A 14666-nucleotide genomic window follows, 5' to 3' on the forward strand; every position below is an offset into this window, starting at 1 on the left:
CTTCACCCCAGCAGTGTCCGGACCGGTCCGATCGTCACAGCGCGGGGACAGCCGGGCGTGTCGTCAGGGCGAAGGACAACGGCGTCGCCCTGACCGCGTCGACCGCGTGCGCGACCGCGCCGAGCACGACGACGTCGGCGCCCAGCGTCGACGCGACGATCTCGGGGACCGGGTCGAACCCCGCGCCGTCGAGCCAGGCCCGGGCCCGGTCGATCACGGCACCGGCGGGCTCGGCGATGGCCCCCGCGACGACCACGCGGTCGATGTCGAGCAGGCTGACGAGCAGGACGCAGACGCGGGCCAACCGGTCCCCCAGGCGGTCGACGATGCCGAGGGCGACCGGGTCCCCGTCGTGCGCCGCGCGGAACAGGACGGAGGCGTCGGCGTCCGCGGCGAGGGGGCTGTCCGGCGGGACGTCGCCCGCGGCGAGCGCCTCGGCGACGAGCCGGCGGGCGGTGGCACCGATGCCGTCGGACGACCCGACACCCTCGACGAGGTCGAGCACGCGCATCTCCCCCGCGCCGCCGTGGGCGCCCCGGAGCAGGACCCCGTCGACGACGAGTCCGCTGCCGAACCGCTCGCCGGAGAGCAGGGCTGCGAACGAGGCGTCGCCCGAGGACGGCCGTTCGGCGAGCGCGGCGAGGTTGGCGTCGTTCTCGACCAGGACCCGGTGACCCGGGACTGCGTCGGCGAAGCCCGGGTTCATCCGGTCCCAGAACCCGCCGTCGCCGGGTGACGCGCCGCCGGCGTCCACGGGGGCGGGGATGCCGACGACGGACACGAGCACCCGCAGCGGGTCGACCCCGGCGTCGAGGAGTGCGGCGGCGACGGTCTCGCCGACGACCCCGAGCCGGACCGGGACGTCGAGACCGGAGTCGCCGAGGGCCCCTTCGGCGCGGCCGAGCACGGTGCCGCGCAGATCGGCGACGAGCACGGTCACCCGGTGCTGCCCGGCGTCGATGCCGACGACCACGCCGCCGGCGGTGTCGAGCTCGTACCGGCGCGCCGGACGGCCGATCCGGTACTCCCCCGCGGCCCGGGCGTCGTCGAGTTCGCGGACCCAACCGAGGCGGACGAGCTCCTCGCACGCGGCCAGGACGGTGGAACGGGTCAGGCCGGTCGTGTCGATCGCCTCGGTCGCGGTGAACGCGCGCACGGAGAAGGCGTACGCGAGCAGCGTCTCTGCGCTCGTTCCACGGGGCGGCGGCATGCCCGCACACTACCGCGGAAACAGTTCCTTGCAGAATTAGATTTTGTCGCTAGATTTAGTTCTGCGGGCGGCAGTGGAGCCGGACCGCGAACCGGAACGGCAGGGACGCCGGGTCCGGACGGACGGAGACGACGTGCAGACACACGCCACCACCAGGAACGCCGCCGCGCTCAGCCGCCGCGGGTTCCTGCTCGGGGCGGGCGGCATCGGAGCGGGCCTGGCCCTCGCCGGGTGTGCCCCGCTCGGTTCCTCGAGCAGCCGCCCCGAGACGATCACGTTCTACGTGTCGAAGCCCGAGGTCATCGGCTACTTCGACGAGGTCATCGCGAAGTTCCACGACAGCCAGTCGAGGATCCGCGTCATCCGCGACTCGACGTCCAACATGTCCGCCAACTTCGTCCGGAACCGACCGCCGGACCTCGGCTGCCTGAACTACAACTACGCGATGGTCTCGTTCGTCGAGCACGGCGCCCTCTCCGACCTGTCGGACCTGCCGGAGAAGGACACGATCAACCCCGACCTGTGGCCGCTCATGAAGCAGACCGCGGACTACCCGGGTCGGACGAGCGTGCTGCCGTACTCGGTGACCGCGGCGTCGGTGATCTACAACAAGCAGATCTTCGCCGACCAGGGCATCGACGTGCCCACCACGTGGAGCGAGTTCCGAGACGTCTGCGAACGACTCACCAAGGCCGGCATCACGCCGATGTACGGCACCTACAAGGACAACTGGACGATCGCCCAGGGCATGTTCGACTACTCGGTGGGCGGGATGCTCGACCTGCAGCGGACCTTCGCGGCACTCGACCGCGAGGGCACCAAGGTGGGCACGAGCTCGAGCGTCTCGTTCGAGAAGGACTTCGCCGCCCCCGTCGACCGCATGGTGGACCTCCTGCAGTGGCACCAGAAGGGCGCGGCGAGCCGCGGGTACGGTGACGGCAACCTCGCGTTCGCGCAGGGGAAGGCCGCGATGTACCTGCAGGGGCCGTGGGCGCTCGGTGAGATCGCGAAGTCGAACAAGGACATCGACCTCGGCACGTTCCCGTTCCCGGCGACCGACGACGCCGCCGACAACAAGGTGCGCGTGAACGTCGACCTCGGCCTCTGGATCCCGGAGGCGTCCCGCAAGAAGGAGGCGGCGCGCGAGTTCCTGTCGTTCCTGATGAGCCCCGCCGTGAACGACAAGTACAACGCCGACAACAACGGTTTCGGCGTCCGGAAGGACTCGCCACCCGCATCGAACCCCGCGCTCCGCGGCATGCAGGACTCCTACGACCAGGCGAACTTCTTCTTGGGCGCCTCGCAGCTCATCCCCGCCGAGATCCCGGTGGCGAACTACCTGCAGTCCATCGCCTTCGGCGGTGCCCCCGCTCCCCAACTCCGCACCCTCGACGGCGACTGGGCGCGTCTCGCGCTCCGTACGGCCGCGTAAGGAGACGACCTTGGCCACCACGACCACAGAATCCGTCACGACGGCGGGCAGCCGCCGACGGGGCGGAGCCGCACCGCGCCTCCAGTCCGGACGACGGGGCGGAGCCGGACTGCGCACGAAGCGCAGCCGGACCGACCCGCTCTTCCTGGTCTTCCTGATCCCCACCCTCCTGCTCTTCACCCTGGCGATCACGCTCCCCGCCGTGATGGGCATCGTGTTGAGCTTCACCGACTCCGTCGGCTTCGGTGACTTCCGGTTCATCGGCCTGACGAACTACGTCGCCGTGTTCAGCGACCCGGCGATCCTGCAGGCGTACCTGTTCACGATCGGGTTCTCGCTCGTCACGGTCCTCGTCGTGAACGCGGTCGCGTTCCTGCTCGCCATCGCCCTGACCTCGAAGGTCCGCGGCAAGATCACCCTCCGCGCCGTGTTCGTGCTGCCGATGGTGATCTCGGGCATCGTCATCGCCTACGTGTTCTCGTTCCTGTTCGCGAACAGCCTGCCGGCGCTCGCGACCACGCTCGGCTTCGCGCCGCTCGAGCAGAGCATCCTCGCGAACCCGGACCTGGCGTGGATCGCGATCGTGGTCGTGACCGCGTGGCAGGCGATCCCGTCGACACTGCTCATCTACATCGCCGGCGTGCTCTCGATCCCGGCCGAGGTGTACGAGGCGTCGGCGCTCGACGGCGCGAGCGCCTGGCGGCAGCTCGTGTCGATCACGGCACCGCTCACGGCGGGCTACATCCTCATCAACCTCGTGATCGGGTTCAAGAACTTCCTGAACTCGTACGACATCATCGTCGGCCTCACCGACGGCGGCCCCGGCACCTCGACCACCAGCGTGGCGATGTCGATCTTCAAGGGCTTCAACGGCGGCGACTACGCCTACCAGATGGCGAACGCCACGATCTTCTTCGTCATCGCGGTCGTCATCGCCGTGATCCAGCTGCGGGCGACCCGCGGGAAGGCAGCGCTCTGATGACCATCCAGGCACCCCTCCAGCCGGGGACCACCGCGACCGGCACCATCCGCTCCGTCGACGCCGACCGGAACGCCGGCCGTCGTGGCGAGCGCTTCAACTGGCCGGTCACGGTCGTCCTCGTCCTCTGCACCCTGTCCGTCCTCGTCCCGCTGTACGTGACGATCACGATGGCGTTCAAGACGACGAGCCAGGCGGTCGACGGCAACGCGTTCTCCCTCCCGGCACCGTTCAGCGTCGATGGCTTCGTGCAGGCCTGGCAGCTGACGGACTTCCCGCGCGCGTTCGGCGTCTCGGTGCTCGTCGCCGCGATCACCGTCGTCGGCACGATCCTGCTCGCCTCGTTCACGGCGTACGCGATCGCCCGGAACTGGGACCGCCGGCTCTTCCGCTGGTCGTTCTTCTACCTGCTCGCCGCGATGTTCCTGCCGTTCCCGGTGCTCGCCCTGTCGCAGGTGAAGCTCACCGGCCTGGCGCACCTCGACAACCCGTTCGGCGTCGCGATCCTGCACGTCATGTTCCAGCTGTCGTTCAGCGTGCTGCTCTTCACCGCGTTCCTGCGGTCGATCCCGGCCGAACTGGAGGAGAGTGCCCGCATCGACGGTGCGAGCACGGGGCAGGTGTTCTGGCGACTCGTGTTCCCGCTGCTGGCACCGATGAGCGCCACCGTCGGCATCTTCGCGTTCCTCGCGTCCTGGAACGACTTCGTGATGCCGTCGCTGATCACCTCGAACCCGGCGCTGCAGACCCTGCCGGTGCTGCAGCAGATGTTCCAGACGCAGTTCAGCAACAACTACAACGTGTCGTTCGCCTCGTACCTGATGGCGATGGCGCCGGCGATCATCGTCTACCTGTTCACGCAGCGCTGGGTGATGGCCGGGGTCACGCAGGGCGCGATCAAGTGACGACCACCGACTCCGCAACCGAGAGGACCCCCACCATGACCGACGTCGTCGAGACCGCCGCCGCACCCGCGACCGAGGACGGGAGCAGCACCTGGTGGCGCCAGGCCAGCGTCTACCAGATCTACCCGCGGTCCTTCGCCGACGCGAACGGCGACGGCATCGGCGACCTGCCCGGTGTCACCGCGAAGGTGCCGTACCTGGCGTCCCTCGGGATCGAGGCCGTCTGGCTCAGCCCGTTCTACCCGTCCGCCCTCGCCGACGGCGGCTACGACGTGGACGACTACCGTGACGTCGACCCGCGCCTCGGCACGCTCGAGGACTTCGACGAGATGGTCGCGGCGCTGCACGGTGCCGGGATCCGCGTGATCGTCGACGTCGTCCCGAACCACACGAGCGACCGGCACGAGTGGTTCCGCGAGGCGCTGGCGTCCCCGAAGGGCAGCCCGGCACGCGACCGCTACGTGTTCCGCGACGGCACCGGGCCGTCCGGCGAGGGCGCCCCTGCCGACTGGGTGTCGATCTTCGGCGGCCCGGCCTGGACCGCGGTCGGCGACGGCCAGTGGTACCTGCACAACTTCGCCAAGGAACAGCCCGACCTCAACTGGGCGAACCGCGAGGTCCGCGACGACTTCCTGCACACCCTCCGCTTCTGGTCCGACCGCGGTGTGGACGGGTTCCGCATCGACGTCGCGCACGGCCTGGCGAAGGACCTGCCGTCGGGCCCGCTCCCGACGTGGGCCGAGGTCCTCGCGTCGCCGAAGGACGGCTCGCACATCCTCTGGGACCGCGACGACGTCCACGAGATCTACGCCGAGTGGCGGAAGGTCTTCGACGAGTACACGCCCGCACGCACGGCCGTCGCCGAGGCGTGGGTCGCCGCCGACCGCCGCGCCCGGTACGCCAGCGCCGAGGGGCTCGGGCAGGCGTTCAACTTCGACCTGCTCGAGGCCGACTTCGACGCCGGGCAGTTCCGGAGCATCATCGAGTTCAACCTCGCGCTCGCAGAGGAGTCCGGCTCGTCGACCACGTGGGTCTTCTCGAACCACGACGTCGTCCGGCACGCCACCCGCTACGCCCTGCCGGCACGCAACGGCGCCGAGGAGAAGCAGGGCAGCGCGTGGCTGCTCGCCGGCGGCTCGCAGGACGTGCTCGACCGCTCGCTCGGGCTCCGCCGTGCCACCGCGGCGACGATGCTCGAACTCGCGCTGCCCGGCTCGGCCTACCTCTACCAGGGCGAGGAGCTCGGCCTGCAGGAGGTCGGCGACATCCCCGAAGCCGACCGCCAGGACCCGGCGTTCTTCCGGAACCCGGGCGTCGACGTCGGCCGTGACGGCTGCCGCGTGCCGCTCCCCTGGACCCGGAACGGCAGGAGCTTCGGGTTCGGCGACGGCGGTGCGCACCTGCCGCAGCCGGCGTGGTTCGCCGATGTGTCGGTCGAGGCCGAGGACGCCGACCCCGACTCGACGCTGAACCTGTACCGGAAGGCGCTCGGCCTGCGCGGCCAGCTGCAGTCCGAGGAACACCTCGAGTGGCTCGAGACCGGCCGCGACGACGTGCTCGCGTTCCGTCGGCCGAACGGCTGGACGAGCGTGACGGTGTTCGGCGACGAGCCGTACGACCTCCCCGCAGGCGAGCTGCTGCTCGCCTCCGCGCCGGTGGCAGACGGCGCACTGTCGGGTGTGGGGACGGCCTGGTTGCGTTCCTGACGGAAGGTGCGCGTCGTGGACGCGACCAGGTGACTGACGGGAGGCGCGGTGCGGGCAGGCACCGCGCCTCCAGTCCGTCAGGCGGTCACGCCCGAGCGCCGTCAGGCGCTGCCGGTAGGGTCGCGGCATGACCGGGGCGACCATCAGCGTGCAGGACTTCGTGATGCGGTTCGGGGACCGGAACGTGGTCGACGGGCTCTCGTTCGACATCGCCCCCGGTGAGACCTTCGGCCTGCTCGGCAGCAACGGCTCGGGCAAGACCACGACCATCCGTGCGCTGCTCGGTATCACCACCCCGACCGCCGGCACCCTCACGATCGACGGGCAGCCCTACCGACCGGCCACCGGCGGGATCGGCTACCTGCCCGAGGAACGCGGCCTGTACCGCAAGGAGTCGGTCATCGACGTGATGACGTACTTCGGGCGGCTCCGCGGCCTGCGCGGGCCCGAGGCGACGGCGTGGAGCATGGACTACCTCGCCCGCGTCGGCCTGGCGGACCGGGCGAAGCTCCGGGTGGACAAGCTCTCCGGCGGGCAGCAGCAGAAGGTCCAGCTCGGCATCACGATCATGGACCGGCCCCGGCTGCTCATCCTCGACGAGCCGACGAAGGGCCTCGACCCGGTCAACCGTCGGCTGCTGCTGGACCTCGTCGACGAGCGGAAGGCCGACGGTGCCACGGTCGTCCTCGTCACCCACCACATGGACGAGGTCGAGCGGCTCTGCGACCGCATCCTGCTCCTGAAGGACGGCACCGCGGCCGCGTACGGCACCATCCCCGACGTGCAGGACGCCTTCGGCGGCGCGGTCGCCCGGGTCGGCCTCGACGGGCCGGTGCCGCCGTCGCCGCTGTACCGCCTCGCCCGGCACGAGGGGCACGTCGCCTACCTCGTGCCGATGCCCGCGGCCGCGGCCGACGGGTCGGACATCCTCGCGTCGCTCGTCTCGGCCGGCGTGCACGTCACCGGGTTCGAGATGCGGCGCATCCCGCTCGACGAGATCTTCGTCCAGGTGTACGGCCACGACGCCGGAGCCGACGCGGCTGCCGACACCGCACGGGCCGGAGCCGCCGCGTGAGCCGCCTCGGGACCGTCATCCGGTTCGAGTTCGTGCGTGCGGTGAAGAAGCCCGCGTTCTGGATCGGCACGCTGGCGCTGCCGGTCGTCATCATGGTGGTGTCGCTCCTCGTCGGGGTCGGGCAGTCCGCCGGGACCGACTCGGTGGTGTCCAGCTCGTCCGCGACGAAGACGCCCTTCCGGTACGTGGACGACTCCGGCCTGGTGTCCGAGAGCGTCGCCGCGAAGTGGGGCGGGTCGCCGTCGACCGACCCCGCCGCCGACCGGGCCGCGGTGCGCTCCGGGACCCTCGACGCGTTCATCACCTTCCCCGAGTCGCCGTCGACGTCACCGATCCGGGTCGAGGCGGCCGACCGCGGGCTCTTCGGGAACGGCGGGTACTCCTCGCTGGCGGAGCGGGTCCTCGAGCAGAGCGTCGCCGCGACCGTCGACGACCCGGAGTCCGTCGAACTCCTCCGGAACCCGCCGGACACCGACCTGACGACCTACGCGGACGGCCGGGTGGCGCCGGGCTGGTTGTCGATCGTGCCGCCGTTCCTCTACGTCGCCGCGTTCTTCGGGCTCGTCATCCTGCTCGCCACCCGCATGGTCACGGTGGTGGTCGAGGAGAAGGAGAACCGCATCTCCGAGATGATCCTCACGACCGTCACGGCCGGCGACCTCATCCGCGGCAAGGTCATCGCGATGCTGCTCGTCGGGTTCGTCCAGGTCGGGGTGTTCGTCGTCCCGGGGCTGATCGGGCTGCTCGCCGCGCTCCCCCTCGTGGCGTCACGACTCGGCGGGCTGACCATCGACCCCTGGCGGATGGTGGTCGGTGCGCTGCTCCTCGTCGGCGGGGTCCTGCTGGCGTCGGCGCTGTTCGTCGCGGTCGGGGCCGCCGTGCCCTCGATCAAGGACGCCTCGGCGCTGCAGTCGGTGGCGATCTTCTCGCTCATCATCCCGCTCTACGCGGCGTTCTTCGTGATGACGACGCCGACCTCGCCGGTGGCGTCGTTCTTCACGTACTTCCCGACGTTCACGCCGATCACCGCGATGGTCCGGAACGCGGTCGGGTCGCTCACCGTCACCGAGTCGGTGGTCTGCATCGTCGAGGTGTTCGTGGTCGCGGCCGTGCTGCTGTGGTTCGCCGAGTACCTGTTCCGGCACTCCGTCGCGCAGTACGGCTCGAAGGTGACGCTCCGGCAGATCGTGTCGTGGCGGCGTCGGTCGCGGGCCTGACCGGCCCGACCGGCTAGCTGGTGAGGACGACCTCGTCGAGGTCCCACGCCCGCACCTCGCGCTCGCGCCACCCCTGACGGAGGGTGCGGACGGCACGGTCGAACTCCACGAGTACGTCGATGTGCGGGCGCACGAGCATCTGGATCTGCAGCCCCTCGTACACCGCGAGCAGCTGCGTCGCGGCCTGGTACGCGGGGATCGCCAGGCGCTCGGACCCGGACTCGACGTCGCGCTCGAGCCCGGACGAGAGCTGCTCGGCGTACTCCTCGAAGCGCTTGCGGAAGAGCTCGGCGAAGCCGGTGTCGGCCGCCGCGATCGTGATGGCACCGGCGAGCACCCGCACGAGGCCGGGGTCGGCGACGTCCTCGGCGAGGGTCATCCGGACGTGCTCGATCGTGCACGTCGGCGGGTTCCTCCGACGCGTCCCGCGCAGCTGCGTCCACCGGTCGTAGGTCACGAGCAGCAGCGCGTCCCACGTCGGGAAGAGCCGCTCCACCGTGGTCACCTCGATGCCGGCGACCTCGGCGACCACCTCGGCGTCGACGCTGTCGAACGGGTGCAGTCGGTAGGCGCGGATCGCGGCGCGGACGATCCGTTCGGCCAGGGACTGTTCGTCCTCGAAGGCCGCGTCGTGGTGGTGTGCCATCCGACCATCACACACTGTTCCCGAGGGTTTGTCTCGTCCCAGAGCGGGGGCCTCGGTCAGCCGACCGTGACCGGGGCCGCCGAGGGCTTCGTGCGCTGGCGCATCCAGACGAAGAACCCGGTCAGGGTGAAGACGCCGTAGAACACGTACATGAGCCCGGAGGCGTAGTACCCGGCCGAGAACAGCAGCGGCACCCCGACGAGGTCGACCGCGACCCAGATCAGCCAGAACTCCACCCAGCCCTTGGCCATGCCGTAGGTGGCGAGCAGCGAGCCGACGAAGATCCAGGCGTCGCTCCACACCGGCTCGTACGAGCCGAGGGCGCGGAACACCGGGGTCAGGACGGCGGTGCCGCCCACCATGACGAGGACCATCAGTCCACGGGCCTTCCAGGAGACCCAGCGCGGCTCGACCACGGTCGTCGCGTCGTCGGGACGGTGCGTCCAGCGGTACCAGCCGTAGACGCTCACGATGATGAACATCACCTGGCGTCCGGCCTGACCGAGCAGGTTCACCGGGTTGGGGGTGTCGAAGAGCGCCCCCATGAAGACCGTGAAGAGCAGGGCGTTGCCGACGATGCCGACCGGCCAGGCCCACACCTTGCGGCGCATCCCACCGAGGGCGCTGAGCAGACCGAACACGTTGCCGATCACCTCGCGCCAGAGCACGGTCTGGTCGCCGATGACGAGCTGCGCGTCGAACAGCCACCGCACGATGCCCATGGGCCCTCCTCGTTTCCGGACGGTGCAACGGTACGGGGGCGGTCGGCATTCCTTGCGCGACCGAGACTGATCGGGGTACAAACCGTGTCGGCACTCTCGGGGACGAAAATGACCCCTGTACTGGGTCCATTCAGACGCATGTTCCCACTTGTCCGCACTTTGGGGGACCGGTAGCGTCGACACCAGAGCGAGTCCAGCCCGCCCGAGACGTGTCACGTCGCGGAGCCCGGCGACAGCTCTCCGGCACAGGTCAGCCGCGACCCGCACGAACCACGGGTCGATGACATCGTCCCGTCGGCACTGCCGATGGTCGCAGCGCGCCCGAACGCGCAGAACGGACCCCTCATGCACAAGATCGTGACCGGTGCCATCGCCGGCGCCGCCGGTGTCGCCCTCCTCCTCGGCGGCGCGGGCACCTTCGCCCTGTGGAACGCCAGCGCCAGCACCGCGGCCTCCTCGGTGAGCTCGGGATCGCTGACCCTCAGCGCGAACAACGACGGCGTCTGGACGGACATCACCAACGGCCGCTCCGCGACGATCAACCCGGCGAGCGCCCTCATGGTGCCGGGCAACTCGTACCAGTTCACGCAGACCCTGACGATCGGTGCCACCGGCCAGGACCTCAAGGCGAACCTGACCTACGCGAGCCAGAGCATCACCGGTGACAGCGCCCTGCTCGCCGCGACGACGAAGACCCTCGCGGTGACCTCGTCGAGCGCCTCGGTCGTGCAGTCGACCGCGAACGCGAACACCTTCGTGGTCTCCCCCTCGGCCGCGACCTCGACCGTCAAGGTCGTGTTCACGATCACCCTGCCGTCGTCGGCCACCACGGGCCAGGGCGGCACGCTCAACGTCGGCGCGCTCGCGTTCACGCTGACCCAGACCGCGATCGGTTCCTGACCCGCGGAAGCAACCCGGGCCGTGGAGCCCGTGGTCTCGATGGGTCCCTGATCCGCCGATCGCGACCACGCGCCTCCTGGCCCACCCGCACCGCCGGACGGCGGTGCACACCACCACGACGACCAGGGGACGGACATGACCAGCACACCGAGGACGAGCGGACGCCACGCGGCGCCGCGTCGTCACCGGTGGATCTGGCCCACTGCCCTCGCCCTGGTCGTCGCGGTCGTGACGGCGCTGCTCGGCACGGGCGGCACCTACGCGCTCTGGAACGGCACCGCCAGCACCTCGGCCTCGACGGTGCGGTCCGCGACCGCCACCATCACCACCGGCCCGCTCTCCGCGATGAACACGTCCGTCCTCGGTCCGGGTGGCGGTGTCACCGGCACGTTCACGGTCCGCAACACCGGCTCGATCCCGCTCACCATGCGGGTCGCCACCACCTCGACGAACGTCGCCTACGCCACGAACGCGACCCCGACTGCGGTGCTCGGTGAACTGACCCTGCGCCTCGCGGTGGTCGGCAGCACCGCCGACTGCCGCACCGGGCTGTCCGGCGCGAGCGGACGGCTCGCTGCCTTCGACACCGGCAGCGGCTCGTTCACCCTCGCGGCCGGCGCGAGCGCGGTCGGGTGCGTCGAGATGGACCTCGACGCCGACGCACCGCAGACCGTCGCCGGGGCCGTCACCGACTTCACCCTGACCGTGACCGGGACGCAGGTCAGCGCATGAGCCGCCGACTCCGCACCGTGCTCGCCGGGCTGCTCGCGCTGGCGTTCGTCGTCGGCGGGTCGTCCGCCGCGTGGGCGCTCTGGAGCGCGACCGGGACGACCGCGTCGAGCGTGACCATCGGGAAGACCGGGGCGTCCCTGACCGGCACGAGCGACATGACGACCACGTTCTCCTCGAGCGTGACGAGCACGACGAAGCCGCTCACCCTGACCAACGCGGGGTCGCTCGCCGGCACCGCCACGACCACCGTCTCCGTCGTGTCCGGCAGCTCGACCGCCCTCGCACAGGCCGTGAGCGTCGTCGCGTGGCCCGTGACCGGGACCGCGGCCTGCACGGCGTCGACCTCGGTCGGCACCGGCTCCGTCTCCGGCACCTGGGCGTCGCTGCCGAGCCTGACCACGAAGCTCGCCGCCGGGGCGAGCGCCGTCTGGTGCACCCGCAGCACGCCGTCCTCGTCCGCGCCGGCGTCGAGCACCGCGAACGTGAACGTGAACCTCACGGTGACGGCCGGCACGTGGAGCTCGGGCGTCGTGTCCGGCGGTTTCTACCTCAACACCTCCGCCGCCACGCCCGCCCTCACGTGCACGGACCACAGCGGCAACTACGTCGAGGTCGCCTGGGCCACCTCGTCCCGTCCGAAGGACACCTGGTACGGCGCCTACGCCGGGCGCGACGCGTCCACGATGGTCGCCCCGAAGCAGCAGGACTACTACGGCCGCTTCACCATCGCGCCGAGCCAGATCCCCGCGAGCGTCGCCGCGAGCGGCCCGGTGCTGATCACCGTGAAGATCCTCGACAGCGCGGGCAACCCCACGAGCACCGTGGTCGGGACCGGGCAGATCACCCTCTTCACCCAGAACGACGGGGCGGCCGTCCGGTGCGGCGCATGAGCGCGGCCACCGACGGCGCAGCCCGGCGCGGCCGGCGCCCGCCGCGCACCGGCTGGCGTGCGGTCGTCCACGCCCTCGCGCTCGGGCTGAGCACCGGGCTGCTCGTCATCGTCGCCGGGCTCGCCGTCGTGCTCATCGTCGTGCCGAAGGCGACCGGGTCCACGCCGCTCACCGTGCTCACGCAGTCGATGGACCCGACGCTGCCGCCGGGCACGCTCCTCGTCGTCCGGCCGACGCCCGTCGAGGACATCCGCATCGGCGACGTCGTGACCTACCAGATCACCTCCGGGCAGCCGGCGGTCATCAGCCACCGGGTGGTCTCGGTCGCGTCGTCGTCGGACGGGTCCCGGACGTTCACGCTCAAGGGCGACAACAACGCGCTCGCCGATCCCGCGCCGGTGACGGCTGCCCAGGTGCGCGGCGTCGTCTGGTACAGCCTGCCGGACATCGGCCTGGTGAACCAGCTCGTCAACGGGTCGCGCTCGTGGCTCGTGCCCGCGATCGCCGGGGTCCTGCTGGCGTACGGCGCGGTGATGGTCACGATCGGCACCGTGTCGGCCGTGCGTCGCCGACGCGCCGCGGGCGACGCCGACGGACGGGGACCACGCGGTCGCGGCGCCCACCGGGCTACGCTCGGGTGACGTGACGGACGGCGTGGAACGGGCGAGGGCGCTGCTCGACGACGCGGCGCGACGGCTCCGCGACGCCGACGTCCCGGACGAGGCCCTCGGCGAGTACGTCGAGCCGAAGGCCGTGCTCGGCATCCGGCGCGAGCCCACCATCCGATCGCTCGGCCGGGTGTGGCGGGTCGGCGCGCTGCTGCTCGGGTCCTCCCCCGAGACCGACGGCCGGGTCTGGGCGACCGGACGGATCACGCGTGTCACCGAACCCGGGCGGTCGCAGTTCGTGTCCGTCTCCGCCGAGGTCCGTCGGGCCTACCGGGCAGCCGCGCAGAAGGGGCACTTCGAGCCCGGGGACACCGTGAACCACGGCGCGACGCCGATCCCGGTCGACGGGTCGCTCGTCGGCTCGGACGGCGTGCTCTTCGTCGACGACGGCGGCCCGTTCGTCCGCTGGTCACCCGCCGCGGGTGCTGCCGTCCCGCTCGAGGCGTACCTGGCGGACCGCGTCGGGCTGCTGGTCGATCCCCCACGCGGCGCGACCGACTGACCACAGCACGACCACGCGGCGTCACCACGCGTCCGCCCGCGCCGTCGCGGTGGACAGGACCCGCCGTCGGACGGAGGCGCGGTGCCGGCCCGCACCGCGCCTCCCGTCCGACCGTGGCCACGTCAGGACCGTGGCCGGGTCAGGACCGTGGCCGCGTCACAGACTGAAGCCGCCGTCCGACGTGAGGACCTGCCCGACGACCCAACTGCCCGAGGACGTCGCGAGCCACCCGATGAGCTCGGCCGGGTCCTGCGGCGTCCCGACGCGACCGAACGGCGTGCTCGCCAGGTACTCGTCGAGGCCCTCGAGCGACCGGTCCGTGGTCTCCGGGTCCATGTAGCCCGTGTTCACCGGCCCGGGGTTGACGGTGTTGAGCACGATGCCGAGCTCGAGCAGCTCCTTGGCGACCGTGGCGGTCGCCCCGGCGAGCGCGGCCTTGCTCGCGGCGTACGCGACCTCGCCGATCATCGCCCCGTGGATCTGTCCGGAGGTCATCCAGAACACGTGCCCCTGCGCCTCGGCGTACGGGCCGGTCCCCACGATCCGGTCCCCCGGCCGTCGTGGCTCGTCCGTCCGCGGCGCGCGGCGCCGGGCGAACTCGGCGGTCAGCAGCACCGTCGCGCGGGTGTTGACCTCCCAGAATGCGGTGAGCCGCTCCGGCGTCATGTCGAGGATGCTGCCGTCGTCCCCGCTCTTGGCGTGGTTGCACACGAGGACGTCGAGGCGGCCGGTGAGTGCCGTCGCGGTGTCGATCAGCTCCGGGATCACGGAGGGATCGGACAGGTCGCCGGGGACGTCCGCGAACCGGGCGCCCTCGGTGAGGTGTGCGCGCAGTCCGTCGCGGACGGCGTCGAGGTCGTCCCCGCCCCACGGCAGGTCGAGGTCGTGCGGGCGGTGGTGGTGCACGACGATGCTCGCGCCGAGGTCGGCGAGCTTCGACGCGACGGCGAACCCGATGCCACGGCGTCGTGAGACACCGGTGACGAGAGCGGTCTTGCCGGCGAGGGGCAGGGTGGATGCGGGCATGCTGAACCTTTCGACGGCCCCGACGGGGCACTGGAGGGAGTCGGAAGCGGGTTCAG

At 71.2% G+C, this 14666-nt stretch carries 15 protein-coding genes; 11 read left to right on the forward strand and 4 right to left on the reverse strand.

The window, feature by feature from the left end; all coding sequences use genetic code 11:
* Window positions 1-34 precede the first annotated feature (34 nt).
* Complete coding sequence (locus BIV01_RS10085; RefSeq protein WP_071302727.1) at window positions 35-1210, reverse strand: ROK family protein; 1176 nt, start codon at window positions 1208-1210, stop codon at window positions 35-37.
* Between the two features lie 133 nt (window positions 1211-1343).
* Between BIV01_RS10085 and BIV01_RS10090 the strand changes: the two genes are divergently transcribed.
* The 6 genes from BIV01_RS10090 to BIV01_RS10115 all read left to right on the forward strand — a co-directional run bounded on the left by BIV01_RS10090 (window position 1344) and on the right by BIV01_RS10115 (window position 8524).
* Entirely contained in the window at window positions 1344-2642 is a 1299-nt protein-coding gene (locus BIV01_RS10090) for an ABC transporter substrate-binding protein (RefSeq protein ID WP_071302888.1), read from the forward strand.
* A gap of 10 nt (window positions 2643-2652) precedes the next feature.
* The gene (locus BIV01_RS10095) at window positions 2653-3621 is read left to right on the forward strand and encodes a carbohydrate ABC transporter permease (protein WP_071295602.1); all 969 of its coding nucleotides are present in this window, start codon (window positions 2653-2655) and stop codon (window positions 3619-3621) included.
* The gene (locus BIV01_RS10100) at window positions 3621-4526 is read left to right on the forward strand and encodes a carbohydrate ABC transporter permease (RefSeq protein WP_070418228.1); all 906 of its coding nucleotides are present in this window, start codon (window positions 3621-3623) and stop codon (window positions 4524-4526) included. Before BIV01_RS10095 ends, BIV01_RS10100 begins: the two co-directional genes overlap by 1 nt.
* Window positions 4527-4561: 35 nt before the next feature.
* Window positions 4562-6232, forward strand: coding sequence for a glycoside hydrolase family 13 protein (locus tag BIV01_RS10105; RefSeq protein ID WP_071302728.1), 1671 nt, complete (start codon window positions 4562-4564; stop codon window positions 6230-6232).
* Window positions 6233-6359: 127 nt separating this feature from the next.
* Entirely contained in the window at window positions 6360-7307 is a 948-nt protein-coding gene (locus tag BIV01_RS10110; protein ID WP_071302729.1) for an ABC transporter ATP-binding protein, read from the forward strand.
* Entirely contained in the window at window positions 7304-8524 is a 1221-nt protein-coding gene (locus tag BIV01_RS10115; protein ID WP_071302730.1) for an ABC transporter permease, read from the forward strand. Before BIV01_RS10110 ends, BIV01_RS10115 begins: the two co-directional genes overlap by 4 nt.
* A 13-nt stretch (window positions 8525-8537) precedes the next feature.
* On the opposite strand, the gene BIV01_RS10120 is transcribed toward BIV01_RS10115, so the two are convergent.
* Window positions 8538-9170 (reverse strand): TetR/AcrR family transcriptional regulator, encoded by a 633-nt coding sequence (locus BIV01_RS10120; protein ID WP_070418224.1) that lies wholly within the window; start codon window positions 9168-9170, stop codon window positions 8538-8540.
* 56 nt (window positions 9171-9226) lie between these two features.
* On the reverse strand, window positions 9227-9892 hold the full coding sequence (pnuC, locus tag BIV01_RS10125; protein WP_071302731.1) for a nicotinamide riboside transporter PnuC: 666 nt from the start codon (window positions 9890-9892) through the stop codon (window positions 9227-9229).
* Between the two features lie 345 nt (window positions 9893-10237).
* Between pnuC and BIV01_RS10130 the strand changes: the two genes are divergently transcribed.
* The 5 genes from BIV01_RS10130 (at window position 10238) to BIV01_RS10150 (ending at window position 13584) form a co-directional block, all read left to right on the forward strand.
* The gene (locus BIV01_RS10130) at window positions 10238-10792 is read left to right on the forward strand and encodes an alternate-type signal peptide domain-containing protein (protein WP_070419449.1); all 555 of its coding nucleotides are present in this window, start codon (window positions 10238-10240) and stop codon (window positions 10790-10792) included.
* Window positions 10793-10927: 135 nt separating this feature from the next.
* A complete protein-coding gene (locus tag BIV01_RS10135; RefSeq protein WP_071302732.1) occupies window positions 10928-11524 on the forward strand; it encodes a TasA family protein in 597 nt (198 codons plus the stop codon).
* Window positions 11521-12414 carry a hypothetical protein gene (locus BIV01_RS10140; protein ID WP_071302733.1) on the forward strand — a complete coding sequence of 298 codons (894 nt, stop codon included), beginning with the start codon at window positions 11521-11523 and terminating at the stop codon, window positions 12412-12414. Before BIV01_RS10135 ends, BIV01_RS10140 begins: the two co-directional genes overlap by 4 nt.
* Window positions 12411-13055, forward strand: a complete 645-nt coding sequence (locus BIV01_RS10145; RefSeq protein WP_139199293.1) for a signal peptidase I — start codon at window positions 12411-12413, stop codon at window positions 13053-13055. Before BIV01_RS10140 ends, BIV01_RS10145 begins: the two co-directional genes overlap by 4 nt.
* A gap of 1 nt (window position 13056) precedes the next feature.
* Window positions 13057-13584 (forward strand): hypothetical protein, encoded by a 528-nt coding sequence (locus BIV01_RS10150; protein ID WP_071302735.1) that lies wholly within the window; start codon window positions 13057-13059, stop codon window positions 13582-13584.
* A gap of 156 nt (window positions 13585-13740) precedes the next feature.
* On the opposite strand, the gene BIV01_RS10155 is transcribed toward BIV01_RS10150, so the two are convergent.
* The gene (locus tag BIV01_RS10155; protein WP_071302736.1) at window positions 13741-14610 is read right to left on the reverse strand and encodes an SDR family oxidoreductase; all 870 of its coding nucleotides are present in this window, start codon (window positions 14608-14610) and stop codon (window positions 13741-13743) included.
* Window positions 14611-14666: the final 56 nt, after the last annotated feature.

The organism is Curtobacterium sp. MCBA15_013, assembly GCF_001865095.1.
Taxonomy (GTDB): Bacteria; Actinomycetota; Actinomycetes; order Actinomycetales; family Microbacteriaceae; genus Curtobacterium.

What these genes read in the sequence shown, in the direction of transcription:
- BIV01_RS10085 (WP_071302727.1), bottom strand. Translation starts at nt 1,210, where the DNA reads ATGCCGCCGCCCCGTGGAACGAGCGCAGAGACGCTGCTCGCGTACGCC.
- BIV01_RS10100 (WP_070418228.1), top strand. Translation starts at nt 3,621, where the DNA reads ATGACCATCCAGGCACCCCTCCAGCCGGGGACCACCGCGACCGGCACC.
- BIV01_RS10105 (WP_071302728.1), top strand. Translation starts at nt 4,562, where the DNA reads ATGACCGACGTCGTCGAGACCGCCGCCGCACCCGCGACCGAGGACGGG.
- BIV01_RS10110 (WP_071302729.1), top strand. Translation starts at nt 6,360, where the DNA reads ATGACCGGGGCGACCATCAGCGTGCAGGACTTCGTGATGCGGTTCGGG.
- BIV01_RS10120 (WP_070418224.1), bottom strand. Translation starts at nt 9,170, where the DNA reads ATGGCACACCACCACGACGCGGCCTTCGAGGACGAACAGTCCCTGGCC.
- pnuC (WP_071302731.1), bottom strand. Translation starts at nt 9,892, where the DNA reads ATGGGCATCGTGCGGTGGCTGTTCGACGCGCAGCTCGTCATCGGCGAC.
- BIV01_RS10130 (WP_070419449.1), top strand. Translation starts at nt 10,238, where the DNA reads ATGCACAAGATCGTGACCGGTGCCATCGCCGGCGCCGCCGGTGTCGCC.
- BIV01_RS10135 (WP_071302732.1), top strand. Translation starts at nt 10,928, where the DNA reads ATGACCAGCACACCGAGGACGAGCGGACGCCACGCGGCGCCGCGTCGT.
- BIV01_RS10140 (WP_071302733.1), top strand. Translation starts at nt 11,521, where the DNA reads ATGAGCCGCCGACTCCGCACCGTGCTCGCCGGGCTGCTCGCGCTGGCG.
- BIV01_RS10145 (WP_139199293.1), top strand. Translation starts at nt 12,411, where the DNA reads ATGAGCGCGGCCACCGACGGCGCAGCCCGGCGCGGCCGGCGCCCGCCG.
- BIV01_RS10155 (WP_071302736.1), bottom strand. Translation starts at nt 14,610, where the DNA reads ATGCCCGCATCCACCCTGCCCCTCGCCGGCAAGACCGCTCTCGTCACC.